Source organism: Acinetobacter sp. FDAARGOS_558 (assembly GCF_003937785.1).
In the GTDB taxonomy this organism is placed as follows: Bacteria; Pseudomonadota; Gammaproteobacteria; order Pseudomonadales; family Moraxellaceae; genus Acinetobacter; species Acinetobacter baumannii.
This window is the reverse complement of the sequence record NZ_RKJH01000001.1, coordinates 496,676-523,675: the sequence shown is the minus strand read 5'-3', so window position 1 is coordinate 523,675 and position 27,000 is coordinate 496,676. Positions and strand designations below refer to the sequence as shown.

Genomic DNA, 27,000 nt, shown 5'->3' with positions numbered 1-27,000 from the left:
TTAGGAGATCACATGACTGTAGATGTCACTGAAACCATTTCTCAAACTGTTCACCCTGCGTTTCAGTTGCTACGTCAGCACCATGTTGAAGCATTAGATATTTTAGTGTCTGAATATAAGCATAAAGTCACAGGTGCGGTGCATTATCACTTGGCAACTGATTATGATGAAAATGTATTTCTTGTTGCGTTCAGAACACAACCTATGGACTCTAAAGGAACTGCACATATTTTAGAGCATACTGCTTTATGTGGCTCTGAAAAGTTTCCTGTTCGTGATCCATTCTTCTTAATGATACGCCGTTCATTAAATACTTTTATGAACGCGTTTACAGCAGCAGATTGGACTGCATATCCATTTGCAACTCAAAATAAGAAAGATTTCCAAAACTTATTATCTGTTTATCTTGATGCTGCTTTCTCGGCAAATTTGAATCCTCTGGATTTTGCTCAGGAAGGTATCCGTATTGAACTTGAAAATGGTCAGCCTGTATACAAAGGCGTGGTCTTCAATGAAATGAAAGGTGCAATGAGTGCGCCTTCTGATCAGCTTTATCATCAGTTGGCTCATCATCTATTCCCTGAAACCACTTATCACTACAACTCAGGCGGCGATCCAAAAGACATTCCTGACTTAACGTATGAACAATTGGTTGAATTTTATAAAACCCATTATCATCCGAGTAATGCGGTATTTATGACTTTTGGTAACCAAACCGCCTATGAATTACAAGAGCAATTTGAAAAACTGGCTCTACATAAGTTCACTGCTGGTACAACTTTATATTCGAAACCAGAAAAACGCTTAACGGCACCTGTTGAAGTCACTGAAACTTATGCTGTTGATGGCGATGAGTTAAAGGACAAAACTTACCATGTATTGTCGTGGTTATTACCTCAGGCGAGTGACATTAAACTTCGTCTGGGTATGCGTTTAGTAGAAGGCGTTTTACTCGAAAACTCAGCTTCACCACTTCGTCATTATTTAGAAACTTGTGGCTATGCTCAGTCGACTGGTCCTTTAATGGGTATAGACGATAGTAACTTTGAAATGACGTTCTACTGTGGTGTTCAAGGTTCAAATCCAGAGCATGCACAGAGCTTTAGAGATGGTGTTTTAAACGTTTTACGTGAAGTAGCTGCAAAACCAATTGACTCATCGTTAGTTGATGCAATTTTGCATCAAATCGAGTTACACCAACGTGAAATTAATGGTGATGGTACACCATATGGCTTAAGCCTAATTTTAAATGGTTTAAGTGGTGCGATTCACCATAACGATCCGATTCAAATTTGGGATGTTGATAGTGCCATTGCTCAGGTCAAAGAAGAACTTCAAGACCCAATGTGGTTATCTAACCTGATTCAAACCCATTTATTAGATAATCCGCACCGCGTGCAAATGATTTTAGTACCGGATGCAACCAAGTCGGCGAAAGAGCAAGAAGCTGAAAAAGCACGTTTAGCTGCGATTGGTGAAAAGCTAACTGAAGAAGATAAAGCAGAGATCATTGCTAAAACCAAGGCATTGCAAGAACGTCAAGATACACCAGATAATCTTGAACTGTTGCCAAAAGTAGGTCTAGAAGACGTGCCAGCTGACTTGCATATTGTACAAGGTCAATTGCGTGAAATTATCTGTAATCGAATGGATACGCCGTTGAATTTGTATCATGCCGGAACCAATGGTATTTACTATCAACAAGTCCTTATTCAAATTCCTGATGATGTGGTTAAATCACCATACTTCAATTTGCTCTCTATTTTAATGGGTGAAGTTGGTGCAGGTGAGTATGACTACCTTGAACTCCAGAACTTACAAACAGCTGTAAGTGGTGGTTTGGGAATGGGTGCTTCGTTACGCAGTAAGGTTGATGATAAAGACAAAATTAGTGCTTGGTTAACTTTAACAACTAAATCTTTAACTCAGAAGTTCGATGCGATTCATTTATTAAAATTAGCATTTGAACAACTTCGTTTTGATGAAAAAGAGCGAATCATTGAGTTATTGCAGCAACGTAAGACACGCTGGCAGTCTCGTTTATCTGGTGCTGGTCATAGTTATGCAATGCAGATTGCTTCTCGTAATATGAGTGCGTTAGCTCAACGCGACTATCAAAACACTGGCTTAGGTGCGTTGAACTGGTTAGGCGAGCTTGTTACTAAAATTACCCAAGATGATGCTGCTTATGATGCGCTTATTGCTGAATTGAAGCATATTCATACAAAATTATTGCAAGCACCTAAACAGTTCCTGCTCGTATGTGAAGAGCATCAGTCAGAGCGTTTAGTTGAAGAAATACAAAATGTTTGGGATAAATTAAACGTTGATACAGCAGCGACTGAGTTAACCCAAGTTGAGCAAGAAAATGATAATGAACATGAAGCTTGGTTAATTCAAACCAATGTTCAGTTCTGTGCCTCTGCATATCAAGCTGTGGAAGTATCTCATCCAGATGCGGCACCTCTAATGGTATTGGCAGCTTACTTGCGTAATGGTTTCTTGCACAGTGCTATCCGTGAAAAAGGTGGTGCTTATGGTGGTGGTGCTAGTTATGATGGAAATGCATGTTCATTCCGTTTCTTTAGTTACCGTGACCCACGCTTAGCTGAGACTTTTAAAGATTTTGAAGCGAGCGTGCAATGGTTGTTAAACACAGAGCAACAACCTCATCAGCTTGAAGAAGCAATTCTTGGTCTGGTGGCAAGTATGGACAAACCTGGTTCACCAGCAGGTGAAGCAATAACAGCGTGTTATGCATTGTTGCATGCAAGAACTCCGACTTTCCGTCGTACATTACGTGAAAGATTATTGCATGTAACTTTAGAAGATTTACAACGTGTTGCGCGTCAATATTTAATTGAACAAACACCTGTAAAAGCTGTCGTTGCACCTTTTGCAAAACGTGATGAATTGCAACAACTGGGCTTTATGATCAAACAAGTTAATTAAAATAAAAATTGGAGATGAACATGGCGTTCAGACAATTTGAACGCACATCTTTACAGCTAAGTATGGGAACCCTGCTTAGCTGTTTATGTGCGTCGGTGGCATATGCCGACACCTTAGCCCCTGTAAAACCTGCGAGTGTAGATGCATGTGTTGCCCTTGCTTCGAATGCTGATCGCCTAGCTTGTTATGATGCTGTGTTTAAACCATCGGCCTTACCAGTAGTTCAAGCCGCAGTAGTACCAGAGCCTGTTAAAAAAATTGATAAACCTGTTGTTCAACCTGAAACATTTAAAGACAAGGTTGTAGATAAGGTAAGTAATATCAAAGTAATTGGTAAAGCACCTACAATTGAACCTACTACGTCTTTACTAGATCAACGTTGGGAGTTGTCTGAAAAAAGCAAACTGGGTGTTTGGAATATTCGTGCTTATCAACCTGTTTACTTGCTACCAGTTTTCTGGACGAGCGATAAAAATGAGTTTCCAAGTAGTCCAAACCCAAATAATACGGTGACAGAGGCCCAAAACCTTAAATCAACTGAAAGTAAATTTCAGATTTCTTTGAAAACAAAAGCTTGGGAAAATATTTTTGGTAACAATGGTGACTTGTGGGTGGGTTATACCCAATCTTCACGTTGGCAGACCTTTAATGCTGAAGAATCTCGTCCATTCCGTGAAACGAACTATGAGCCAGAAGCAAGTTTAATGTTTAGAACAAACTATGAGTTGCTTGGCTTAGATGGTCGTTTGCTTGGGGTAACTTTAAATCACCAATCAAATGGACGTTCAGATCCTTTATCTCGTAGCTGGAACCGTGTCATCTTTAATGTGGGTTTGGAACGCGGTAACTTTGCTTTAATGCTTCGTCCATGGATACGCATTGAAGAAGACAGCAAAGATGATAATAATCCAGATATGGAAGATTACATCGGTCGTGGTGATTTAACTGCTTTTTATAAGTGGAAGCAAAATGACTTCTCATTAATGCTACGTCACTCTTTAAAAGGTGGTGATGATTCTCATGGTGCTGTTCAGTTTGACTGGGCTTTCCCGATTAGTGGCAAGCTGCGCGGACACTTCCAATTATTTAATGGTTATGGTGAAAGCTTAATTGACTATAACCATCGTGCAACTTATGCCGGTTTGGGTGTTTCACTCATGAACTGGTACTAAGTTTGACCTATAAAAATGCCGCTTTTACAGCGGCTTTTTTATTAACCAATTTGAATATTGGCTTGAGGATGTTTGAGACGGCTTTTTTTAGGAGTAGCAATTAAATAGGCGAGTGTTAAGGGGCCTAAACGGCCTGCAAACATGAGTAGGCTTAAAATAAATAAACTACCATTGTGTAAATCTGGCGTGATACCGCGAGAAAGGCCTACCGTACAGGCTGCTGAAACGACTTCAAATAATAAGTTCATAAAGTCTGCTTTAGGTTCTAAAAGTAAAAGAATAAAGAACCCGATAAATATGAGAATACTGGTAATTGCGGTGACAGCTAAGGCTTTATAAGTAGTTTCGTGAGAAACGGAGTGATTGAAAACCCTGATTTCATCGGTACGTCTTAAAAAGGAAAGTACACTTAAAACTAATATGATAAAGGTGCCGACTTTTATACCTCCAGCAGTACTGAGTGAACCTCCACCGATGAACATGAGTAGCATCATAAGTAAAGAACTACTGTTGGTCATTGCTCCAGTATCAATAGTATTGAACCCTGAAGAACGTGGAACAGTCGCTTGAAACCACGCATTTAAAGCTTGATCACCTACATTGAGCAGACCTAAGGTATGAGGATTTTGTGCTTCCAAAACCCAAATTAATACAAAGGCAACTAAATTAATAATCGCAATAGTTGTTAGGATGAGTTTGCTATTTGGGCTAAGTTTTTTCCATTTTTTATTTTGTTTGATATCCATGAGGACTAAAAATCCCAGTCCACCTAATGTATAGAGCAAACTAATCGTAATACATATAAGGTAGTTGCTTTGGAAGTTAACTAAACTGTTGTTAAATAGAGAAAAGCCCGCATTGTTAAATGATGAGATGCTATAGAAAACTGCATAATATAGTCCTCGAGCAAAGCCATAAATCGGTGTAAATGCGGTAGTTAAGATCACTGTTCCAATCAGTTCAAAAAGAAGTGTATAAGTAACAACACCTTTTGCCACAAAAGTGACCTTTGAAAGACTAGTCTGCCCAAGGCTATCTTGAGCCATCATTTGCTGTTTAAGGCCAACTTTAGGAGATAAGCTTAATGCTGCCAAAATGGCAAAAGTCATAAAGCCTAAACCACCTGACTGAATCAATAATAAAATAATGACCTGTCCGAAAAGTGTAAAAGATTCATGAATATTCAAAACGGATAGACCTGTAATAGTGACTGCTGAGGTCGCCGTAAATAGAGCATCCATCCAACTAACATGTCCGTTATTGGCAATAGGAAGTTTAAGCAATAATGTGCCAAAGACAATAAAGCCCAGAAAGCCCAGTGCTAACAGAGAAGGTGGGCTTAAATTTAGTGTTTTATGCGGTTTAGGCTTAAGAGACATATTTTCTGGTTCGTTTTCTTATATGAAACAATTTGAGAGTTTTTTTAGCTGCTGTAAATGACCTTCTAAAATAAGAATATCATGCGTTTGTAAAGTAAAAGTCTCTTCAGTTTCAAATAAAATCTGCTGTTGTCTTTTTACAAGAAGTGTTTTTACTTGAGGAGCTTGTTGCATAATTCCGTACAAATTAATGCCTTTTAATTTCTCTGGAATATCAATTTTTACAATATAGTGCTCATCATCTAAAGACATGTAACGGCTCACCATTGGGTAGTTTAGTGCTTGAGCAACACGTACCCCCATGTCTTCTTCAGGATGAATGATTTTATTGATATTTAGATGAGATAAGATCGTATGATGTGCTTTGGTTTTTGCTTTTACCCAAATTTTATCAATGCCCAGATTTTTTAAATTCAGCACACATAAAATACTGGCTTCAATATCTTCACCAATTGCTACAACCACTGCATCACAATTTTGAATGTTTAATTCATCCAATACATGTTCATCTGTAGCATCAGCAATGACAGCATGAGTTAAAACATCGGCAAGATTCTCAACATTCTTTTTGACTGTATCAATACCAATAACATCATGGTTTAATCTCGTAAGTTCCTGAGCAACAGTTGCCCCAAAACTTCCCAAGCCGATGACCGCGAACTGTGCCATAGTTGTCCTTTTATACTTAGTTAGGGCTTTATTTTTAATGATATTTTCTTTGAGATAAAGAGAAGCAATGTAAATATAAAAAATAATAAGCTTAAATGATAAAAAAGCCGACATATTTGCCGGCTTTTTTATCAAAATGAAAGGTTACTTCAAGAAACGTTTATAGCCCACATTGTCAGTAATTTCTGCATATGGATAGCTAATTTGCTCAAGAGTTTCAATTAAACCATCTGGGTTTTGTTTAGCATCTGTTGCTTGTAAGCCAACTAGTACACGACCTTCAGCAGCGCCGTGGTTACGATAATGGAACAGCGTAATATTGTGGGTTGGACCTAAACGAGTTAAGAAGGTGAGTAAGGCACCTGGACGTTCCGGAAACTCAACACGGAACAATCTTTCGTCATCCAGATTGGCATGACCACCAATCAAATAACGAATGTGTAATTTAGCAACTTCATCATCAGATAAATCATCTACAACATAATTTTGCTGTTTAAGTTGTTCTAAGATTTCATGACGTTCAGTGTCACCACCTTTTAAACTAATACCCACAAAAACTTGTGCTTCTTCTGTGTTATTTGCACGGTAGTTAAACTCGGTAATGTTACGGCCCTGTAGAGCACGGCAGAAGCCTAAGAATGCGCCTTTTTCTTCAGAAAGAGTAACTGCATAAATTGCTTCACGTTGTTCACCCAATTCGGTGCGCTCTGCAATGTAACGTAAGCGGTCAAAGTTCATGTTGGCGCCGCAAACAATCGATACCATGTTTTTGCCGCTAATTTTATGCTCGGCAACATATTTTTTGATACCAGCTAGGGCCATCGCACCTGACGGTTCAACGATGCTGCGGTTTTCATCAAAAGTATCTTTAATTGCAGCACAGATCTCATCTGTATTTACAGTAACAATGTCTGGTTCAACAATTGGTCCAGAATTATCTGACTTGCGTAGACGAACGATATCAAAAGGTAAAGCACCAATTTGAGCAACTGCTGTACCATCAGCAAATAAGCCTACATGGGGTAATACTACACGTTCATTTGCTTCTAGCGCTGCTTTTAAACAAGCTGATTCTTCATATTCAACACCGATGACTTTGACATGCGGTGCTACATCACCTAAGTAAGCTGCTACACCAGCAATTAGGCCACCACCACCAACAGCAACGAAAACATATTCTACATCACGCCATTGACGTAAAATTTCATTCGCAATTGTACCTTGGCCCGCAATAACCAACTCGTCGTCATAAGGTGGAATAAAAACTAATCCTTCAGCTTCGGCACGTTGCTGAGCGTATTTGTTTGCAATATCAAAACTATCGCCGTGTAATACAACTTGGCCACCCAAACGCTTCACTGCCTGAACTTTAATATCAGGGGTAGTACTTGGCATAACAATAATTGCAGGAATACCTAAACGTTGACCAGACAACGCTACACCTTGCGCATGGTTGCCGGCAGATGCGCAAATGACGCCACGTTCAAGTTGTTCTTTCGGTAATTGGCTAATACGGTTATAGGCACCGCGTAATTTAAAAGAAAAAACCGGTTGTAAATCTTCACGCTTAAAACGAATTGTGTTGTTTAATTTTTGACTAATTCGTGGAGCTGCTTCGAGAGGTGTTTCAATTGCAACATCATAAACCGTTGCTTGTAAAATTTGTCGTACCACACGAGACAGCATGTTCATCTTCCCTATAACAGTTTAAAATAGGAAATTATTGTAGCAAACCCTTATGCATTTGCGCCGTTTATTGGCGCATAAATGTCAAAAAATAGTTGAGTGATGTAATGAGCCTATATGCAACCCAAGATGAAAAGAAACAAGCTGCTGCGAAAGCTGCTTTAAAACACTTACCCAAAGGTGGCATTTTGGGGGTAGGAACTGGAAGTACTGTAAATTTCCTGATTGATTTATTGCCTGAACTACAATTAGAAGCAGCAGTGGCAAGTTCTCAAGCAACAGCAGACCGTCTTAAAAAATTAGGCATAGAAGTGGTTGATATGAACCATGTGGGTAGCCTTGATGCTTATGTTGATGGTGCAGATGAGATTGATCGTCACATGCATATGATTAAAGGCGGCGGCGCAGCATTAACTCGTGAAAAAATTGTAGCCTCAATTGCTAAAAAGTTTGTATGTATCGTTGATGATTCGAAATGGGTTGATCAACTTGGTCGTGATTTCCCATTACCAGTAGAAGTTATTCCAATGGCGCGTTCTGCTGTAGCTCGTAAATTGGTAAGCTTAGGGGGTGATCCGGTTTATCGTGAAGGTGTGGTAACAGATAACGGAAACGTTATTTTAGATGTATTTAATTTGAACATCTTAAATGCAATTGATTTGGAAAAGACAATTAATAATATTCCGGGCGTTGTGACTAACGGTATTTTTGCGTTAAATCCAGCAACGATTGCAATTGTTGCAACGAATGATGGTATTGAAGAGCGTACTGCACAGTAATGTCTGTGGAAATGCCAGAAATTAAAATTGTTCGTCACGTAAGGGCAAGAAAATTGCGCTTACGTGTTGAGCCTGCGTCTATACGACTTACTGTGCCGTTATTTTGTAGTAAGAAACAAATTCAGCAGTTTTTAGCTCAGTCTGAACAATGGTTAATCGAGACGTGGAATAAACAGCACCACGTTCAATCCACTTCGTTTGAAATTCCTTCAAAAATTTCTTTTTTTAATAGAGAACAGCCTTTTCAAATTGTTGTGCAGAAGCAACATCGCATTTTTCAATTTGATTGGGAAAATAGTTATTTATTTATTAAAGATCAACAACCCTATCAAGCTTTACAAAACGCTGTTATTGCTTATGCAAAACAAGAGTTGCCAGTACTTTTGTCAGAGCTTAGCCAAAAAACTCAGCTGAGTTATGCAGAGTGTGCAATCCGGCGTCCTAAAACTCGTTGGGGAAGTTGCAGTAGTCAACATAATATTATGCTGCATGCAGGTCTGGTTCTTATGCCTGCTCAAATTACCCGTTATGTTTGCATTCATGAATTAGCACACACCAAACACTTCGACCATAGTCCTGCATTTTGGGCCGAAGTTGCAAAGTTCGACCCTAACTATATGCAGCATCGCAGACAATTAAAAGGTAATCCATTGCCTGCATGGTGGTATGTTACAACTTAGCTAAAGCTACACTCTAATTGTGTTGTTTGTAAGACATCTGGTGCTTTGCGGCTATCAAGGCCTGCTTGAGCACTAACAATCTTGTTCGCTTTAATATGTAGCTGTATAAAATTATATTGCTGTGTTGAATTGTTAGGTTCGGATGAACTTGAGTTAAGTAAATAACTATAACTTGCAGCGTCGGTTTGCAGTAAGTTATCTGTACTATCTGCGCTTAAGGCAGAGTGATAGCTTTGAGAGCCTTTAATTAATTCAATTTGACCATTAGCACGGAAGTTAAGTTGGCAGCCTGTTGTACTGTCTTCATAGTGACCAACTAAATAGTCTGTAGCTGGTAGTTTTGGGTCAGAAATATTGATACTAGTTAAACCTTGTTTACACGGATAAGCCGAACCATTGCAGGTCGCTGTAATACCACTAAAGCCAACAGCACGTCGGTAATCTCCCGCACCATCTATACGGAAAAATTCAGATGTATTACCAGCAGGTATAATCCCCGAATATTGTTTCTTGTCCAGTAGATCATAACCTATTGGGTCTAGATGGGATTGATCTTGCAAATCTGCTAGTTTAAAGGTGGCTGCTCTTAGATTGGTAGCAAAATAATCACGTGTTACCTTTTGATTAGCTGCGATATCTAAAAGTGTGTTTTTTGCTGGATCAATATTATCAGGGGCTGAGGTGAAGATAGGGGTAAAAGATGTTTTGTCGCCAATAAGTTTTTTGCCGTCTAAATATCCATCTTTTAAATCTGTAGCGAGACTTTGGGTGAGATCTTGATAAGGTGAATTCGTATTATGGATGCTTGACCAATATTGAAGATAACCAAAGCTTAGATAACTATCCACATAAGTACTTGGCTTTGTGGTTGAGTATTTCAATAAATTTAAAATTGTAAGCGTACTTGCCGGACTTAAACTTGGAATATTGGTATCTTTAAACGCATTAAGAAGAGATCTGTAGACATCTTGAGAGGCTAAGTCAACATGTAATTCTTCAATACGGGTTGGGATAATTGTCTCATTAGGCAACTGACCTGAACGAATCACAGCACGTTGATAAATTGCTTCTGAACTTGGGCTGATCAATTGTGTTTTATTGCTTATCGAGCTTGGGGTAATAAAAGCGTGATAAACACCAGAAATATTTTGATATTCAGATTTGGTTGGATCAAATACTTGAGATGAGCCTTGGGTCGTGACTTCAACACGATAAAGACGATTTAGTTTTGTGCTTGGAAGTTTAATATCGTAACTCGTTAAACTGGCAACTTGGGTATCAATCAAAATACTATTGTCGGTATTATCATATACCTTGAGTTGAACATTGCGCATTTCGACAGGGGTTTTAAGCGTAATATCCGTCATGACTTCAGGAGTGGGTTCAGACGGTTTAGGCGTGTTAGATGAACCTCCGCTACTGCTACCACCACCGCACCCAACAAGGGCTACACTTAAAATTAAAGTGGTGAGGCCGAGATAAGTGCACACTTTTATTTCTTTTGATTGATCAAGCATCCTAGCTCTCCAAAAATAAATTTGGTATTTATTTACTGATATTTGTTTGGTACTGACAGGCCGGCAAGTGCTATGTAATTATCGTTTAAAATAAAAAAATTAAAATTACCAAGCATGAAATGGTTTTGTAAGCCTAGACATCCTGTCATACTACCGCAAGTATAGATTCAAAATTTGAGGTAATGCACGTGATTTCTGTCGGAATTGTTGGTGGAACTGGTTATACAGGCGTTGAACTATTACGTATTTTATTACGACATCCAAAAGCGCAGGTTCGAGTTCTGACTTCACGTACAGAAGCGGGCAAACCAGTTGCTGATATGTTCCCAAACTTACGTGGGCATACAGATCTTCAATTTTCAGATTTAAACATTGATGCATTAAAAGAATGTGATGTTGTATTTTTTGCAACTCCTCATGGTGTTGCGATGCAACATGCGAAAGATTTGATTGCGGCAGGCACCAAAGTTATTGATTTAGCTGCTGACTTTCGTTTACAGAATCTTGAGCAATTTGAAAAGTGGTATGGTATGGAGCATGCTTGCCCAGATGTACTAAAAGATTCTGTTTATGGTTTAACCGAGTTAAATCGTGAAAAAATTAAGCAAGCTCAAGTCATTGGTAATCCGGGTTGTTACCCAACGACTGTTCAACTGGGCTTGGCTCCACTTTTAAAATCAGCACAAGCATTGATTGAAACAAAGAATATTATTATTGATGCAAAATCCGGTGTTTCTGGTGCTGGTCGTAAAGCAAGTTTGGGCATGATTTACAGTGAAAATGCGGATAACTTTAAAGCTTATGGTGTTGCAGGCCATCGCCACCATCCAGAGATTGTAGAAGCTTTGGAAAATATTGCAGCTAAGAAAGATGTTTTTGAGGGTCTTTTATTTGTTCCGCACCTAGTACCGATGATTCGCGGTATGTTAAGTACAATTTATGTAGACTTGACAGAAGCAGGTAAACAAACAGATTTGCAAGCTTTGTATGAAAACTTCTATGCAAATGAAAAATTTGTAGATGTCATGCCTGCAAATAGTTCACCTGAAACTCGCAGCGTGCGTGGAGCAAATGAATTACGTATTGCTTTGTATAAACCACAACCAAATAAACTCATTATTTTGGCGGCTCAAGATAACCTTGTAAAAGGTGCATCTGGCCAGGCTGTACAAAATATGAACCTTATGTTTGGCTTTAATGAAGATGAAGGCTTACAAGGGATTGGTTTATTACCATAAAAAACTCTTTTTTGCTTCACACACATTTAAATTTCGATTTAAATGTGTGTCTTGACTCTGATCTTAAACACTGAGATGACGATGCAAAACTCGGAACAGACGACTTCTGTAGAAAGTTCGTTGCAAAAGAAAAAATTTTTAAACACCAATAAACCCTTATTTATTGGTGCCGCTATTTTAATGAGTGGTTGTTTTGCGCTCGGCTATACAATTGGGCACCGTCAAGGTTTAACTGTTGTTGGTTACGATGCAGATGCAGAGCAATTGGTTGAGGTAGTGCAAAAACAAAAAACAGCATTAGATGCAGTTAACAAAAGTTTGAATGCGGCTGTACAAGAGCGTGATGTTGCTGTTACAAATGCCAATGATTTGTTTGAAGCACTTAATCAAGCCAATGCTGATAAAACGCAGCAAGAAGGTATGAGTAACATCTACCGTGAAATTTTAAGACAACGTGGTGGTTTAAGCTTAACAATTCAGAATTTGGCGATAAAACCGTTACCGGAAAATGCTTATGAATATCAGCTTGATCTGGTACAAGTTAGCCCGAGTAAACGCCGTGCTGCAGGTTCAGTTGAAATAAGACTGATTAAAGATACAGAAGTTTTAGTGGTACCACTTGAAGATAAGAACTTTAACTTCACTGATTTTGAGCGTTTGACTGGCCGTTGGACGATGCCTAAGGGGTTCACACCTCAATTTATTGAAGTGCGTCTAACAGGCGGTTCTGATACACCGGTTATTAAGCGTTTTAGTTGGCAGCGTGGTAAACCTGTCGAAACACCTTCTGCTTTTGTTGCAGAAATTCCTCAAGCTGAAGCAAATTCACAATAGTAACATCATATGCGAACAAATAAGCGTCAAACAAATTTAAAAGATATTAAGGCTTCTTTTCAGCAGTCTGGCTATGTCGATTGGCACTTCAATCCACGCTTAAGTGATTCGCAAAACGAAGATCATGACGGAGAGGTTGTTGTGCAAACAGCACCTCCCGAACTCAAGCGTCCTCCCTTATATGCAGTAGTATTATTGAATGACGATTACACGCCAATGGACTTTGTAATTGAAATTTTACAACAATACTTTGCAATGAATCTTGACCAAGCAACTCAAGTAATGCTAACAGTACACTATGAAGGTAAAGGTACTGCCGGGGTATATCCAAGAGACATCGCGGAAACCAAGGCAAACCTTGTTAATAATTACGCTCGATCGCAAGGTCATCCATTACTTTGCCAGATTGAGCCTAAAGCATAAGGGGGTCACATGCTCAGTCGTCAATTAGAAGTATCATTACGTTTGGCTGTTAGCATGGCTCGTCAAAAGAGACATGAGTTTCTTACAGTTGAACATTTACTATTAGCCTTACTCGATAACGATTCGGCTGTGAATGCATTAAAAGCATGCGGAGCTGATATTGTTTCTTTACGTAAAGAATTAGAAGAATATGTAGAACAACATACTCCTAAGCTTGGCGAAAATAGCGAGCAAGCTCCACATCCAACAGAAAGTTTCGACCGCATTTTGCAACGTGCAATTTTCCACGTTCAATCGAGTGGTGGTGACCGTACTGTTGAAGGTGCGGATGTTTTAGTCGCAATGTATTCAGAGCGTGATTCTTTTGCTGTTTATCTGCTTAAACGTCATCAGATTAATCGATTGACTTTAACTCAATACTTGTCTCATGGGACACGTAAAGACGAAGTTCAGGTTGAAGAAGAAGTTGAAGATATTGAGGGTGAAAGCAATTCAGGCAATGCCGGACCATTAGAACTTTATACGCTCAATTTAAATGTTGAAGCGCAAAAAGGTAAAACTGATCCACTCATTGGTCGTGAGAAAGAAATTGAGCGTACAGCACAAATTCTTTGCCGTCGTCGTAAAAACAATCCATTGTTAGTAGGCGACCCAGGTGTAGGTAAAACTTCAATTGCAGAAGGCCTTGCTTGGCTCATTGTAAATGGTAAAGCACCAAAACCGCTAAGCCATGCAGAAATTTACAGTCTTGATATTGGTGCATTGGTTGCGGGTACAAAATATCGTGGTGACTTTGAAAAACGTTTAAAACAATTGTTAAACGCTTTGAAGAAAAATCCGAATGCGATTTTATTCATTGATGAAATTCATATGATCATTGGTGCAGGCTCAAGTATGGGCAGTACGATGGATGCTTCGAATCTCATCAAACCAGCTTTAGCAAATGGTACTTTACGCTGCATTGGATCAACCACGTTCCAAGAATATCGTCAGGTATTTGAAAAGGATCATGCGTTATCTCGTCGTTTCCAAAAAATTGACGTAAATGAACCGAGCATTTCTGAAACTATTGATATTTTACGTGGCTTGAAAACGAAGTTTGAAGATTTCCACCATGTACAGTATGACGACAAAGCTTTGGTTTCTGCGGTTGAGCTTTCTGCGAAATTTATTAATGATCGTTTCTTGCCAGATAAAGCGATTGATGTCATTGATGAAGCAGGTGCACAGCGCCGTTTAAAAGCAGAAAGTGAAGACAGCTTAATTACTGTAGAAAACATCGAAGATATCGTTTCTAAGATTGCGCGTATTCCGCCTAAAACTGTATCTAAAGATGATAAATCTGTACTTGAAAATCTTGAGCGTGACCTAAAACGTGTTGTATTTGGTCAAGATGAAGCAATTACTGCACTAGCTTCTGCAATCAAGTTGTCACGTGCTGGTTTGAAATCACCGGATAAACCTGTTGGTAGCTTTGTGTTTGCTGGTCCTACCGGTGTAGGTAAAACTGAGGTTACGAAGCAATTAGCAAAACTTTTAGGTGTAGAGCTTGTTCGTTTCGATATGTCTGAGTATATGGAGCGTCATGCTGTTTCTCGCTTAATTGGTGCTCCTCCAGGCTATGTAGGTTATGATCAAGGTGGCTTACTCACAGATGCGATTCATAAAAATCCACACTGTGTATTGTTACTGGATGAAATTGAGAAAGCACATCCTGATGTGTTTAACCTGTTATTACAAATCATGGATCATGGTGCATTAACAGACAATAATGGTCGTAAGTCAGACTTTAGAAATGTCATTATTGTGTTGACGACGAACATTGGTGCAGAAAGTATTTCTCGTGCAAGCATTGGATTTACAGAGCAAGACCATAGTTCGGACAACCAAGAAGCCATGAAACGTGCATTCTCACCTGAATTCCGTAACCGTCTAGATGGTGTTATTCAATTCAAAGCTTTACCAACCACAGTGATTGAATCTGTAGTTGATAAGTTCTTGACAGAATTGCAAGCGCAGCTAGATGAAAAACGCGTAGTTTTAGATGTCGATCAAAGTGCACGCGACTGGTTAGCGACAAATGGTTATGATCGTTTAATGGGCGCTCGACCAATGCAACGACTCATTCAAGAACACTTGAAGAAACCATTAGCTGAAATGATTTTGTTTGGTGAACTTGCAGATCATGGCGGTAATGTGGCGGTATCAGTGAAGAAAGAAGATGGTAAAGCAGTGGGTCTAAAACTTGAAGTGTTTGAAGATCACCATACGGCAGAACCAGCTTAATTTATGTTAATTGATAGTCTTTCTATAACCCGAATATTTAGTGTGTTCGGGTTATTTATTATTACTGCAATTGCTGAGATTTTGGGTTGTTACTTTCCTTATCTTATTTTAAAAGAAGGGAAGTCTGCGTGGCTATGGTTACCTACAGCTCTGAGTTTGGCCGTGTTTGTCTGGTTGCTGACATTGCATCCGGCAGCTTCTGGACGGATTTATGCAGCCTATGGCGGTATTTATATTTTTACTGCGCTTATGTGGCTTCGTTTTGTAGATCAGGTCGCTTTAACCAGATGGGATATCTTGGGTGGCGTAATCGTGCTTTGCGGAGCAGGTTTAATTATTTTACAGCCCCAAGGATTAATCCGTTAATTCTGAGAGTGATTATTTAAATTTTAAGTGAAAAAAATAAGCAATTTTTTCGCAAAAAATACTTGTCAAAGTCATCAACAATGCGTATTTTAGATTTAAGGAACATTTTTTAATATTTGAGATAAAGATGTTAAATCAATCTGTGAATTCTAACGCTTACTTTTATTTCTGGCAATTTAGATAGTTGCCTGAGCGTATTCGGGCACGAGAGTTGCCCATCACAGTTAATACCTGATCGGCAACCCCGATCAGGTTTTTTTATGCTTTATCTTTTTCAAATCGAGGACTTTAAAATGAACAACATGACTTATTCATACTTTAGCAACTTTTATTGGTTTTACTTTTGCCTACCTTTGCCAACGAATAGATCCAAAACGCTCAAATAAATGATCGGACTGATTAGGTTTCAGTCCAAAGGAAAAGACCAATGAATGCCTTAAATACTTTACTAACTCAAAGCAATACAAAAGAAACACCAGTTAGTTTACCTGTTCAGTTAAAAGCTAAATACCCGCTTGTGCAGACCTTCGCACGACAAATTGCAGAACATCGTCAAATTATTCAAAATATTCTTGCTGGCAAAGATCAGCGCTTAATGGTTATTACAGGACCATGTTCAATTCATGACCCAGTTGCTGTACTTGAATACGCAGATAGATTGCAAAAATTACAAGAAAAAGTAAAAGATCAAATCTTCATTGTGATGCGTGCTTATATTGAAAAGCCGCGTACAACAGTAGGTTGGAAAGGGTTTATGTATGACCCAAATCTTGATGGTTCATCTAATCTACAATTAGGTTTAGAAAAATCGCGTGAGCTATATTTACAAATTATTGAAAAAGGCTTGCCGATTGCGAGCGAAATTTTAAGCCCAATGGCAACAGGCTATTTTGATGATTTATTGGCCTGGGGTGCAATTGGAGCTCGTACTAGTGAGTCTCAGATCCACCGTGAAATCTCAAGTCATATGCCATACAGTATTGGCTTCAAGAATGGTACGGATGGCTCAATTCAAATTGCTTTAGATGCTATTCAGTCTGCACAAAATGAGCATCAATTTTTAGGTATGAATCAGCAAGGTTTGCCTTCAGTGATTCAGAGTGCTGGAAATCCATTGCCACACTTGATTTTGCGTGGAGCCAATCATGGCCCTAATTATGATTTCGCTTCAATTCAGGCAATTAGAGAAAAGCACAAACAAAATCTACCTGCCTTAGTTATTGACTGTAGTCATGGCAACAGTGGTAAAGATCCTTTACGTCAGCCAGAAGTTTTGCGGCAAATAGTTGCTGAACGTCTAAAAACTCAGGTAAAGGGTGTCATGATTGAAAGCCATTTAGTTGATGGTAACCAGAAGATTTCATGTGAAATGACTTATGGTCAGTCGGTAACGGATGGTTGTTTAGGGTGGGATAAAACTGAACAGCTTTTGTTAAATGTTGCTAAACAATTAAAAGCAAGTGAATTAGCTCATTCGGCTTAATGATGTAAACATTTAAAAAGGGATCTGTTTTAGCAGATCCTTTTTTTTAAGAAGCATGTTTAAGTTCGGATAAAAAAGTAGTGATTTCATGCCCGAATTTTTTTGGCTCGGTTAATAATGGCGTGTGGCCTGAACGTTCAAAATAAATTGTTTTTGCATGTTCGACACTATGTGCAATCAGGGTTTGGCCCGTTTCTGGATAGAGTGTCGAATTGCGTCCAATAAAGAAAGTTGTTGGGCACTGTAATTGCTGAAGTGCTTCACGATAATCTTCGTTGTGGAAAAGATAATTTTCGACATACCAAAATAAGTAGTCTAAACGCTGAATCGGAAGAAGATATTTTTGTAAAAATGGTTGTTTTAATGCAGTTTTAAAAACAAAAGGACTAAACGGATTGCTACTTTGCAATTCAATAAAATCTACCCACAAACGCACCAACTTTTGACGGTCCGGAAGTGATAATTCATAAAGATATTTAGCATTTTTATGGATTGATAATAACTGATAAATATCATTGAGTAATTGTTTAAATTGGGCATGTAATGGCCCAAATAACCCATATTGCCATGTAGCATCTACTGAAATTTTAGGCGTTTGATCGATATGTAAATAGGCCTTTAACTGCTGAGCTAGATGAGCATGTTTCATGCCATGCATTGCAGTTGTGGCTCCCATTGAGTAGCCCATTAAAATAAATTTATCTAATTTTAATTGCTCAATTAAGTGAGCAACATCTTGCCAGTGGCTTGATATGGCATCTTGCTCGGGAATTGCACAATTTTTTGAACCGCCAAAGCCCCGCCAGTCGGGAATAATAAACTCGTATTCTTTACGATTTGCATAGATAAAAGGTAGCCATTGCCAACTTTGCATACCTAAACCGGATAAAACTAATACCGGTTCACCACGACCAACACGGCGTACAAATAAACTTTCCTGATCGGGCATGGTGTAATAAGGCATGATTATTCTCCAGATACATTATCTTGAGCAAAGAGTTTTAATTGCGGGATGACTTGTTCCAACCATTTGATCCACTCAGTTTCCATAGTAATGCCGAGTTCTAAGATCATTTTATGAATATATAACACTCGATTATTCAAATCATCGCTATCTTTAAAATCTTTATCGTAAATGGTTTGGTAAAGCTTAAGCTTTTCTTGGTGTAGACCAAGATGTCGTAACAGTTCGGGTAATATTTGATTATTGCCCAATTGCGCCTCAGCGCGCAATCTTACCATTAAGTCATCTCTAAGCTGTGCCGGTTCGCTTTGCTGCGTCATCCATGAAGCGAGTTCAATGCGGCCAAGTTGTTCGACCTGATAAGTTTTTTTTCGGCCACTATCCATCTCATTTTCTAAAGTGGAAACCCAGCCTTTTTTAAGCATGTTATTGAGTTCACGATAAATTTGCTGATGTGTGGCATTCCAGAAAAAGCCCATAGATCGGTCAAAACGGCGGGCGAGTTCAAAGCCCGTGCTTGGCCGTTCTAGTAAACTGGTCAATAAAACATGAGGAAGTGACATGGCAATCCGTTTGTAAGCAAAAGTAAAGTGTGACTCATTAGATTATGCAACATGTTGCATAAAAGTCAAAATTTGATTATAAATTTGTGCAACAAGTTGCATTAAGCAAGCAGATTAGCAAGCCAAGGAGTTGTTATGTCGTTATATCCACATTTATTAAAACCATTAGATCTAGGTTTTACGACATTAAAAAATCGCGTATTGATGGGGTCTATGCATGTTGGTCTAGAAGAAGCGCCTGGTGGTTATGAGCGTATGGCAGCTTTTTATGCAGAACGTGCTAAAGGTGATGTTGGGCTCATTGTTACTGGCGGTATTGCACCTAATCAGGCAGGTTTAACCTTTGCTCATGCTTCTAAGTTAGATAGCACAGAAGAAGCCGAAAAACATAAAGTCATTACCGAAGCTGTACATGCTGCTGGCGGGAAGATTGCATTACAAATATTACATACGGGCCGATATTCTTATCAGCCAGAGATTGTTGCGCCTTCGGCAATTCAGGCACCTATTAATCCCATTAAGCCTAAGGCAATGACTTCTGCTGAGGTTCAACAAACGATTGATGATTTTGCAAACTGTGCGAAGCTTGCTCAATACGCTGGATATGACGGCGTTGAGATTATGGGTTCAGAAGGTTATTTAATTAACGAGTTTATTGCAGCCAGAACAAACCATCGTGATGATGAATGGGGTGGTAGCTATGAAAACCGCATTCGTTTTCCTGTTGAGATCGTAAAACGCACACGTGAAATAGTGGGTGAAAACTTTATTATTATTTACCGTTTATCGATGCTTGATCTGGTTGAAGGCGGTTCTACTTTAGAAGAAGTTATTCAACTTGCTAAAGCGATTGAAAAAGCTGGGGCTACGATCATTAATACGGGTATTGGCTGGCATGAAGCTCGTATTCCAACAATTGCCACCAAAGTTCCAAGAGCTGCATTTACTTGGGTCACTGAAAAATTAAAAGGTGAAGTTTCAGTTCCATTAATTACATCGAACCGTATTAATACACCAGAAATGGCTGAACATGTATTAGCGTCGGGTCATGCGGATATGGTTTCAATGGCACGTCCAATGCTTGCAGATCCTGATTTTGTTTTAAAAGCAAGTGAAGACCGTAGTGATGAAATTAATACGTGTATTGGCTGTAACCAAGCTTGTCTCGACCACATTTTCTCTATGAAAATTGCAACATGTTTGGTTAATCCTCGAGCATGTTATGAAACAGAACTAATCTTTAAAGAAGCACATAATCAGAAAAATATTGCCGTCATTGGGGCCGGGCCAGCAGGTTTAAGTTTTGCTGTATATGCGGCAGATCGTGGACACCAAGTTAAAATCTTTGAAGCAAGTCATCAAATTGGTGGTCAGTTTAATATCGCTAAAACTGTGCCAGGCAAAGAAGAGTTCTACGAAACATTGCGTTATTTCAATCGTCAAATTGAATTACGCCCGAACATTGAACTTGTATTAAACCATCCAGCCACTTATGAAGAGTTAAGCCAATCAGACTTTGATGAAATCGTAGTTGCAACTGGTGTAACGCCTCGTCAATTGCAATTTGAAGGTATTGATCATCCAAAAGTGTTGAGCTACTTACAGGTGCTTAAAGAGCGTGTAGCAGTAGGTCAGCGTGTTGCCATTATTGGTGCGGGTGGTATTGGTTTTGATACGGCTGAGTACCTAACCCATGAAGGTGAAAGTGGCAGTTTAAATCCAGAAAAATTTTATGAAGAGTGGGGTATTGATACTCACTATGAACATGTCGGAGGTTTAAAGCAGCCAAAAGTTGAAGCTTCTGAACGAGAAATCTATTTGTTGCAGCGTAAAGCTTCCTCAGTAGGCGCAGGGCTGGGTAAAACGACTGGTTGGATTCACCGTACCGGGCTTAAGAACAGAAACGTGAAAATGTTAGCAGGTGTGCAATACGACAAAGTAGATGATCAAGGGCTTCATATTACTGTTGATGGCAAACCAACGGTACTTGAGGTTGATAATGTTGTGATTTGCGCGGGCCAAGAATCATTTACTGCGATGTATGACCAATTAAAAGCAGATGGTAAGAATGTTCATTTGATTGGTGGTGCTAAAGAAGCAGGTGAGTTGGATGCTAAACGTGCTATTCGTCAAGGTGCTGAACTAGCAGCGGTTATTTAATGACTTAAATGAGCATTGTCTTGTGTAAGAGAATGCTCATTACTAAAACCTATTTGAAGGAAAAATAAAAATGACACTCGAAATAACTAAACAGTCATTAGAAAAGTGGCATCACATGATTCAATCAAATGACTTATCGAACTTAAATGATTTGCTGGCAGATGAAGTCGTTTTCCGTTCACCGGTCGCTTATAAACCTTATGAGGGAAGACAAGTTGTTTTCTTTATTCTCACCAATGTAATTCAGGTATTTCAGAATTTTACCTATCATCGAGAATTTTACACGGAAGATGGTGAAAATGTTGTGCTGGAGTTTAGTGCGGATGTAGGAGATAAATCATTAAAAGGTATTGATATGATTCGTTTTAATGAGCAGGGTAAAATTGTTGATTTTGAAGTAATGATTCGTCCAATGAGCGGTTTAGCTGCATTAGCTGAGCAAATGGGCATACGAATAGCTCAATTTAAACCTCAATAATTTTGTTAAATAGCCTAAGAGTATTGAGGTATATAAAAATGTGGTTAAAACTTTCAACATTGTTTTTATTACCCGTATTGTTCATACAAGGTCATAAAGTTCGAAAGAACACACCACGTTTAGCAGAAGCCAAAGGTGAACGAGAAGGTAGAGCTGGTCAAGGTAAACCTTTATCTCTGCTTATTTTGGGGGATTCTGCCGCAGCAGGTGTTGGTGTAGAAAATCAGAAAGATGCCTTGTCTGGTGCTATTATTCAAGAACTGCAAAATGAATTTTCCCTACAGTGGAAACTTCATGCTAAAACTGGCGATACAACTCGACAAGTTTTTAATGCTTTGCAGCATTTAGAAGAGCAGAAGTATGATGTGATTGTGACATCTATTGGTGTAAATGATGTCACAAAGTTGATCTCTGCTAAATCATGGATTAAACAACAGAAGCAATTATTTGAGCATATACAGAAACGTTTTCAGCCAAAGTTGATTATCGTTTCCGGTGTGCCTCCAATGCAACATTTCCCGGCTTTACCGAATCCACTAGCTTGGTTGTTTGGGCAATATGCAGTGCAAATGAATCAAAAATTACAACAATGGTTAGCACCACAAAGCCATTTTAAGTTTCTTGAATATGATATTGAAACTTTTCAAGCCATGAACTTGCCTATGGCAAGTGACGGTTTTCTTCCAAGTAAAGAAGTTTACGCAGTTTGGGGACGGCAGGTTGCAGCCATAGTGCGGCAATCATTTAACTCATAGTCATAGGTAGTTATTGGATATGGGCATATCTGTTTTTAATAAAATTAAAGATTTCGGTTCGGAGCTGTTCGATTTAGTGTTGGGCGCTGAGCATCCAAAAGTCTATTATCATCCTCAAGGAAAAATAAAAGATATTTTGGATAAGTTGCCACAACTTAAACAGAAATATCGTCCTACGCCTTGGCTCACAAATAGTCATGTTCACTTACTTTATTTTGATCTTATTAGAAAACAAACAATAAAGTTGGCATATGATCGAATTGATCAACTCACTATGAGTGATGGTGGTATTACCGCAATTGCTTGGTATGGCTATAACTTACCGCCAGATACACCAACAGTTGTAATTATGCATACCATTACAGGTACACCTGAGAGTATGCGTGAATTGGTACGTGATTTAAATCAATACACAGGCTGGCGAATTGCATTATGCCTGCGCCGTGGTCACGCAGGTTTGCCAATGCCTGTGCCCCAAATTTCTCTTTTTGGTTCTACAAGTGATTTAAAAGAACAACTTAACCATATTCAAAGTTTATTTCCGGCATCGGATTTATATGCGGTAGGTTCTTCGGCGGGTACGGGGTTGCTAGTTCGTTATCTGGGTGAACAAGGCGAAGATACGCCTTTTAAAGCTGCGTTTGCGATGTGTCCGGGCTATAACACGGAAATTGGTTTTAAAAATGTCCATCCTTTTTACAGTAAAATGATGACTAAGAAGCTCTTCAAGTATTTTATTTATCCGTACCAAAATACATGGAGCCAGATTGCATCTTTAGAGAAAGTTTTATCAGCAACCAATTTGGAAGAATTTGAAAAAGAATACTTCGAGATGGCAGGTTTTGAAGATTATGAGACTTACTGTAAATCTATTAACCCGATTTATGTGTTCGAAAATATTAAAATTCCTTTGATGATTCTGAATGCTGAAGATGACCCTGTATGTTCTATTAAAAATTTAGAGCCATATAAAGAGCCAATTCAGCAGATGAGCAATGTTGCTGTGGTGACAACGAAAAAAGGAAGTCATTGTGCATTTTATGAGGGATGGCGCAGTACATCGTGGGCAGCACGTCTCATGGCTGATTATTTTTTAATTGAACATAATAAATAGATAATCTTTGAATATAAATAAAGCCCAGATCTTGGGCTTTATTTTTTTATACCTTAAGATAAAAGGAGTGATCTATCATTTATTCCAAGTTTTACTTTTGTAGCGGCAACTAAAGCTTTTTCATCTGTTTGATTAGGGTGAAAATCAAAACGGTAGTATTCAAGAAATTTAGGAATCAACACTTTATATTGTTTGCTCGCAAACTTAAAAAAGTTGCGCCAAGTTTTGAAATTGGTCAGTTGCTTATCTCGTTTCATTAAAACAATATGGTAAATAGTTGAAAAGGCTGTAATCAAAACTAAACTGAATGTAAAAATTCCAACACGTGGAATATATGCATCTAATCCGTTGCCATATAGATGTTGATATAAATCGAATGCAACAGCTTTATGCTCGGTTTCTTCTACACTGTGCCATAACCATAGGTTGCGAATAGTGTTGTCGTTCATAAGCTCATTTACGGATTGCATCATGCTGACTACCAGAACAGCTGTATAGTGTTCTAATCCAACAGTTACCAATAAATTCCATTTTTTACTAAAAACTTTCTCAATAGCTTTAAGAACAATACCTGTAGCTTTCTCTAGTGATTCTGGGTTTAAACCATATTGTTGTGCACTGACATGGAAAGCATGATGTTCTTTAGAATGCATTGCTTCTTGACCAATAAATGCGCCTATTTCTCTGTCTAGAATTTCATTCTCTTTAGCTTTAGCTCGTAAAGCACGGACAGATCTAACAAAGTATGATTCACCTTCAGGAAATAAAGTCGAAAGCCCCGTGAAATAGTGGGTGAGAGAAGGCTCATGATTGCACCAATAGCGCGGAGTATCTTCAAAATTGTAGTCCATGCGGCGGACAGGAAAAGAGGCTGGTGTACGGTTTAAAGCTGTTTTCATTTTCTTGCTCCAATCTTCTTTTAGATTAGGTTCCAAAAAGGAACTTGTTAATAAAAATTATAAGCAGACTAGATTGGAGTCAATAAATTTCGAATGATTGAAAATAGATTGTCCTAAAATGATAGACAGGAGAGCTTTAAAGACAAAAAGTAATAAAATTAAATTTATTTGTATTATGACTATTTATATAAATGCCCAAATTAAAAAAATAATTTGGGCATTCTTGAACAGAAGCTTAGTTCTTAAGTGCTGGTGTTGCAGCAGCAATAGCAGCAGCAACGGCATCATCTTCTGTGTTCGCAGGTTCAGTTGCCTTAGCAGCTGGTTTTGACTGAGCTTTTTCCGGTTTAGGTTCAGCTTTAGGCTCAGGTTTTTTTTCTGGTTTAGGTTCTACTTTTGGTGTCTCAGATTTAGGTTGTTCAGCAACTTGTGTCTGTGAAGATTCATCAGAACGCGCAGGACGAGTTTCACGGCGAATTTCAGTTGTCGTGTTAGCAGTTTCTTCACGATGAACTTCAACTTGTGGTTGCTCTTGAACTTGAGCTTCTTGAGTATCTACACTCTCTAAAGATTCAAATTTTGCAGGCTTCTGTGGTTGAGGTTCTGAAACAGCAGTTTCAACCTTGTCTTGCTCTTCTTCTTTCGGTGTCTCTTTTTTAACGCATGCGGTTAACAATAGTCCAGCCGCAATTGCAGCACAGATTAAAAGTTTTTTATTTGCCATTGCCCTAAACAACATTTAATTGAGGAATTGGCATTATAACAGTAAATAGCGATGAAAAAATCATATCAGATTGAGCTAATTTTTTATTAAAAATGCTGATAGAATAACCAGTTGTTTATTGTTCTTTGAATTGATGCGGTTTGACTTTGCTTTATAGGGGCAGAGTACAGTAAAATTGCCAAACATTGTAGGCCGATTTCGGCTTGATTGTACGAGAAACTTAATGACCCATTTTATTTTTGTCACTGGTGGTGTGGTTTCATCGCTAGGTAAAGGTATTTCTGCTGCTTCTGTTGCTGCACTTTTGGAAGCTCGTGGCTTAAAAGTCACAATGGTTAAAATGGATCCTTATATTAATGTCGATCCAGGGACAATGAGCCCATTCCAGCATGGTGAAGTTTTTGTTACCGAAGATGGTGCAGAAACAGATCTGGATCTGGGTTATTACGAACGTTTCTTACGTCGCGCGAAAATGACCAAACTAAACAACTTCACTAGTGGTCGTGTATATCAAGACGTTTTAAATAAAGAGCGTCGTGGTGATTACTTAGGTGGTACAGTTCAGGTTATTCCTCATATTACCGACAATATTAAAGAACGTGTACTCCGCGCGGGCGAAGGCTATGATGTTGCTATCGTAGAGATCGGTGGTACCGTAGGTGATATCGAATCTTTACCGTTTATGGAGTCGGTTCGTCAGTTAATGGTTGAGCTTGGTCATAAACGTACCATGCTTATGCATTTAACTTTGTTGCCATATATTAAGTCAGCAGCGGAGTTAAAAACCAAACCAACTCAGCACTCTGTAAAAGAGTTACTTTCAATCGGTATTCAGCCAGATATTCTTATCTGTCGTACTGAGTATGATGTTGATGCAGACACTAAACGTAAGATCGCGTTATTCACTAACGTAGAGGCTCGTGCGGTTGTCGTGTGTAAAGATGCGAAAACGATCTATCAAATTCCACGTGGCTTCTATGAGCAAAACGTAGATGACCTGATTTGTGAACGTTTTGGTTTTACTGATTTACCGGAAGCTGACTTAACTGATTGGGATAATGTTGTAGAAGCATTACTTAACCCAGAATACACAGTACGTGTAGCAATGGTCGGTAAGTATGTTGAATTACCGGATGCTTATAAGTCCGTAAACGAAGCATTGTTACATGCTGGTATTAAAAATCGCGTAAAAGTACAAATTGATTATGTCAATGCTGAAGAGCTTGAAAGTCAAGATGTTTCTATTTTGAAAACAGCTGATGCGATTTTAGTTCCTGGTGGTTTTGGTGAGCGTGGTACTGAAGGCAAAATGAAAGCTATTCAATACGCACGTGAAAATGGTATTCCTTTCTTGGGAATCTGTTTGGGTATGCAGTTGGCTGTTATTGAATATGCTCGCCATGTTGCAGGTATGCCAGAAGCTTCTTCTACAGAATTTAACCGCTCTACAAAATATCCATTGATTGGTTTAATTACCGAATGGTTAGATGAGCGCGGTGAATTACAACAGCGTAGCCTTGAGTCTGACTTAGGCGGAACAATGCGTTTAGGTGCACAAAAATCAGAATTGGTTGAAGGCACAAAAACTCGTGAAGTCTACGGAAAAGCTGAGATTACCGAACGTCATCGTCACCGTTATGAAATGAATAATCGTTTCATTGAAGCGATTGAACAAGCGGGCATGAAGATTTCTGGTTATTCTTCAGCGCAACATTTAGTTGAAACTGTAGAAATTCCTGAACATCCTTGGTTTATTGCTGTACAATTCCACCCGGAATTTACAAGTTCACCACGTGATGGACATCCATTATTTGCTAGTTTTATTGACGCTGCAAAAACACAGCACCAAAAAAGTAAGTAATGCGATTTTAAAATAAAC

Annotated in this window: 23 protein-coding genes; 15 read left to right on the top strand and 8 right to left on the bottom strand. The window is 38.8% G+C overall.

The features are described from left to right. Positions 1–12: 12 nt before the first annotated feature. Together EGT34_RS02425 and EGT34_RS02420 are read left to right on the top strand one after the other, a co-directional pair. Positions 13–2,952 carry an insulinase family protein gene (locus EGT34_RS02425; protein ID WP_024437559.1) on the top strand — a complete coding sequence of 980 codons (2,940 nt, stop codon included), beginning with the start codon at positions 13–15 and terminating at the stop codon, positions 2,950–2,952. Between the two features lie 20 nt (positions 2,953–2,972). Continuing rightward, complete coding sequence (locus EGT34_RS02420; RefSeq protein ID WP_024437558.1) at positions 2,973–4,124, top strand: phospholipase A; 1,152 nt, start codon at positions 2,973–2,975, stop codon at positions 4,122–4,124. A 41-nt stretch (positions 4,125–4,165) separates the two neighbouring features. Here the strand turns inward: EGT34_RS02420 and EGT34_RS02415 are convergent, their stop codons facing one another. The 3 genes from EGT34_RS02415 to ilvA all read right to left on the bottom strand — a co-directional run bounded on the left by EGT34_RS02415 (position 4,166) and on the right by ilvA (position 7,864). Next, positions 4,166–5,503, bottom strand: a complete 1,338-nt coding sequence (locus EGT34_RS02415; protein ID WP_024437557.1) for a TrkH family potassium uptake protein — start codon at positions 5,501–5,503, stop codon at positions 4,166–4,168. Positions 5,504–5,521: 18 nt separating this feature from the next. Next, positions 5,522–6,172 (bottom strand): potassium channel family protein, encoded by a 651-nt coding sequence (locus tag EGT34_RS02410; RefSeq protein ID WP_024437556.1) that lies wholly within the window; start codon positions 6,170–6,172, stop codon positions 5,522–5,524. 144 nt (positions 6,173–6,316) lie between these two features. Next, on the bottom strand, positions 6,317–7,864 hold the full coding sequence (gene ilvA, locus EGT34_RS02405) for a threonine ammonia-lyase, biosynthetic (RefSeq protein ID WP_001983729.1): 1,548 nt from the start codon (positions 7,862–7,864) through the stop codon (positions 6,317–6,319). Between the two features lie 101 nt (positions 7,865–7,965). Between ilvA and rpiA the strand changes: the two genes are divergently transcribed. Further along, entirely contained in the window at positions 7,966–8,637 is a 672-nt protein-coding gene (rpiA, locus tag EGT34_RS02400) for a ribose-5-phosphate isomerase RpiA (RefSeq protein ID WP_000061059.1), read from the top strand. Beyond that, on the top strand, positions 8,637–9,317 hold the full coding sequence (locus tag EGT34_RS02395; RefSeq protein ID WP_005110604.1) for a SprT family zinc-dependent metalloprotease: 681 nt from the start codon (positions 8,637–8,639) through the stop codon (positions 9,315–9,317). The genes rpiA and EGT34_RS02395 overlap by 1 nt, the downstream gene beginning before the upstream one ends. Here EGT34_RS02395 and EGT34_RS02390 read toward each other — a convergent pair. Next, on the bottom strand, positions 9,314–10,834 hold the full coding sequence (locus EGT34_RS02390) for a hypothetical protein (protein WP_024437555.1): 1,521 nt from the start codon (positions 10,832–10,834) through the stop codon (positions 9,314–9,316). The genes EGT34_RS02395 and EGT34_RS02390 overlap by 4 nt on opposite strands. Positions 10,835–11,016: 182 nt before the next feature. Between EGT34_RS02390 and argC the strand changes: the two genes are divergently transcribed. From argC to EGT34_RS02360, 6 genes are all read left to right on the top strand, one after another. Next, positions 11,017–12,072 carry an N-acetyl-gamma-glutamyl-phosphate reductase gene (gene argC, locus EGT34_RS02385; protein WP_000558172.1) on the top strand — a complete coding sequence of 352 codons (1,056 nt, stop codon included), beginning with the start codon at positions 11,017–11,019 and terminating at the stop codon, positions 12,070–12,072. Between the two features lie 75 nt (positions 12,073–12,147). After that, positions 12,148–12,906: a DUF6776 family protein gene (locus EGT34_RS02380; RefSeq protein WP_085940527.1), complete on the top strand. Its 759-nt coding sequence runs from the start codon at positions 12,148–12,150 to the stop codon at positions 12,904–12,906. Between the two features lie 9 nt (positions 12,907–12,915). Further along, on the top strand, positions 12,916–13,329 hold the full coding sequence (gene clpS / locus EGT34_RS02375) for an ATP-dependent Clp protease adapter ClpS (RefSeq protein WP_001260033.1): 414 nt from the start codon (positions 12,916–12,918) through the stop codon (positions 13,327–13,329). A gap of 9 nt (positions 13,330–13,338) precedes the next feature. Then, on the top strand, positions 13,339–15,615 hold the full coding sequence (clpA, locus tag EGT34_RS02370; RefSeq protein ID WP_000952702.1) for an ATP-dependent Clp protease ATP-binding subunit ClpA: 2,277 nt from the start codon (positions 13,339–13,341) through the stop codon (positions 15,613–15,615). Positions 15,616–15,618: 3 nt separating this feature from the next. Continuing rightward, positions 15,619–15,981, top strand: coding sequence for a YnfA family protein (locus EGT34_RS02365; RefSeq protein ID WP_000904308.1), 363 nt, complete (start codon positions 15,619–15,621; stop codon positions 15,979–15,981). 427 nt (positions 15,982–16,408) lie between these two features. After that, positions 16,409–17,464 (top strand): 3-deoxy-7-phosphoheptulonate synthase, encoded by a 1,056-nt coding sequence (locus EGT34_RS02360; RefSeq protein ID WP_024437554.1) that lies wholly within the window; start codon positions 16,409–16,411, stop codon positions 17,462–17,464. Between the two features lie 46 nt (positions 17,465–17,510). On the opposite strand, the gene EGT34_RS02355 is transcribed toward EGT34_RS02360, so the two are convergent. Both EGT34_RS02355 and EGT34_RS02350 read right to left on the bottom strand, forming a co-directional pair. Then, positions 17,511–18,428 carry an alpha/beta fold hydrolase gene (locus tag EGT34_RS02355; RefSeq protein WP_001147222.1) on the bottom strand — a complete coding sequence of 306 codons (918 nt, stop codon included), beginning with the start codon at positions 18,426–18,428 and terminating at the stop codon, positions 17,511–17,513. Between the two features lie 2 nt (positions 18,429–18,430). Then, positions 18,431–18,991, bottom strand: a complete 561-nt coding sequence (locus EGT34_RS02350; RefSeq protein ID WP_000056571.1) for a PadR family transcriptional regulator — start codon at positions 18,989–18,991, stop codon at positions 18,431–18,433. Between the two features lie 135 nt (positions 18,992–19,126). Here EGT34_RS02350 and EGT34_RS02345 point away from each other — a divergent pair, with 135 nt between their 5' ends. The 4 genes from EGT34_RS02345 to EGT34_RS02330 all read left to right on the top strand — a co-directional run bounded on the left by EGT34_RS02345 (position 19,127) and on the right by EGT34_RS02330 (position 23,498). Then, positions 19,127–21,151 (top strand): NADPH-dependent 2,4-dienoyl-CoA reductase, encoded by a 2,025-nt coding sequence (locus tag EGT34_RS02345; RefSeq protein WP_024437553.1) that lies wholly within the window; start codon positions 19,127–19,129, stop codon positions 21,149–21,151. 70 nt (positions 21,152–21,221) lie between these two features. After that, positions 21,222–21,629 (top strand): nuclear transport factor 2 family protein, encoded by a 408-nt coding sequence (locus EGT34_RS02340; RefSeq protein ID WP_000171427.1) that lies wholly within the window; start codon positions 21,222–21,224, stop codon positions 21,627–21,629. Positions 21,630–21,667: 38 nt separating this feature from the next. Next, the gene (locus EGT34_RS02335) at positions 21,668–22,384 is read left to right on the top strand and encodes an SGNH/GDSL hydrolase family protein (RefSeq protein WP_024437552.1); all 717 of its coding nucleotides are present in this window, start codon (positions 21,668–21,670) and stop codon (positions 22,382–22,384) included. 19 nt (positions 22,385–22,403) lie between these two features. After that, positions 22,404–23,498: a YheT family hydrolase gene (locus tag EGT34_RS02330; RefSeq protein ID WP_000513044.1), complete on the top strand. Its 1,095-nt coding sequence runs from the start codon at positions 22,404–22,406 to the stop codon at positions 23,496–23,498. Positions 23,499–23,551: 53 nt separating this feature from the next. On the opposite strand, the gene EGT34_RS02325 is transcribed toward EGT34_RS02330, so the two are convergent. Further along, positions 23,552–24,397 (bottom strand): metal-dependent hydrolase, encoded by an 846-nt coding sequence (locus EGT34_RS02325; RefSeq protein WP_024437551.1) that lies wholly within the window; start codon positions 24,395–24,397, stop codon positions 23,552–23,554. Between the two features lie 235 nt (positions 24,398–24,632). Next, complete coding sequence (locus tag EGT34_RS02320) at positions 24,633–25,121, bottom strand: hypothetical protein (RefSeq protein WP_001284535.1); 489 nt, start codon at positions 25,119–25,121, stop codon at positions 24,633–24,635. 223 nt (positions 25,122–25,344) lie between these two features. Here EGT34_RS02320 and EGT34_RS02315 point away from each other — a divergent pair, with 223 nt between their 5' ends. Then, the gene (locus EGT34_RS02315) at positions 25,345–26,982 is read left to right on the top strand and encodes a CTP synthase (protein WP_000148658.1); all 1,638 of its coding nucleotides are present in this window, start codon (positions 25,345–25,347) and stop codon (positions 26,980–26,982) included. Positions 26,983–27,000: the final 18 nt, after the last annotated feature.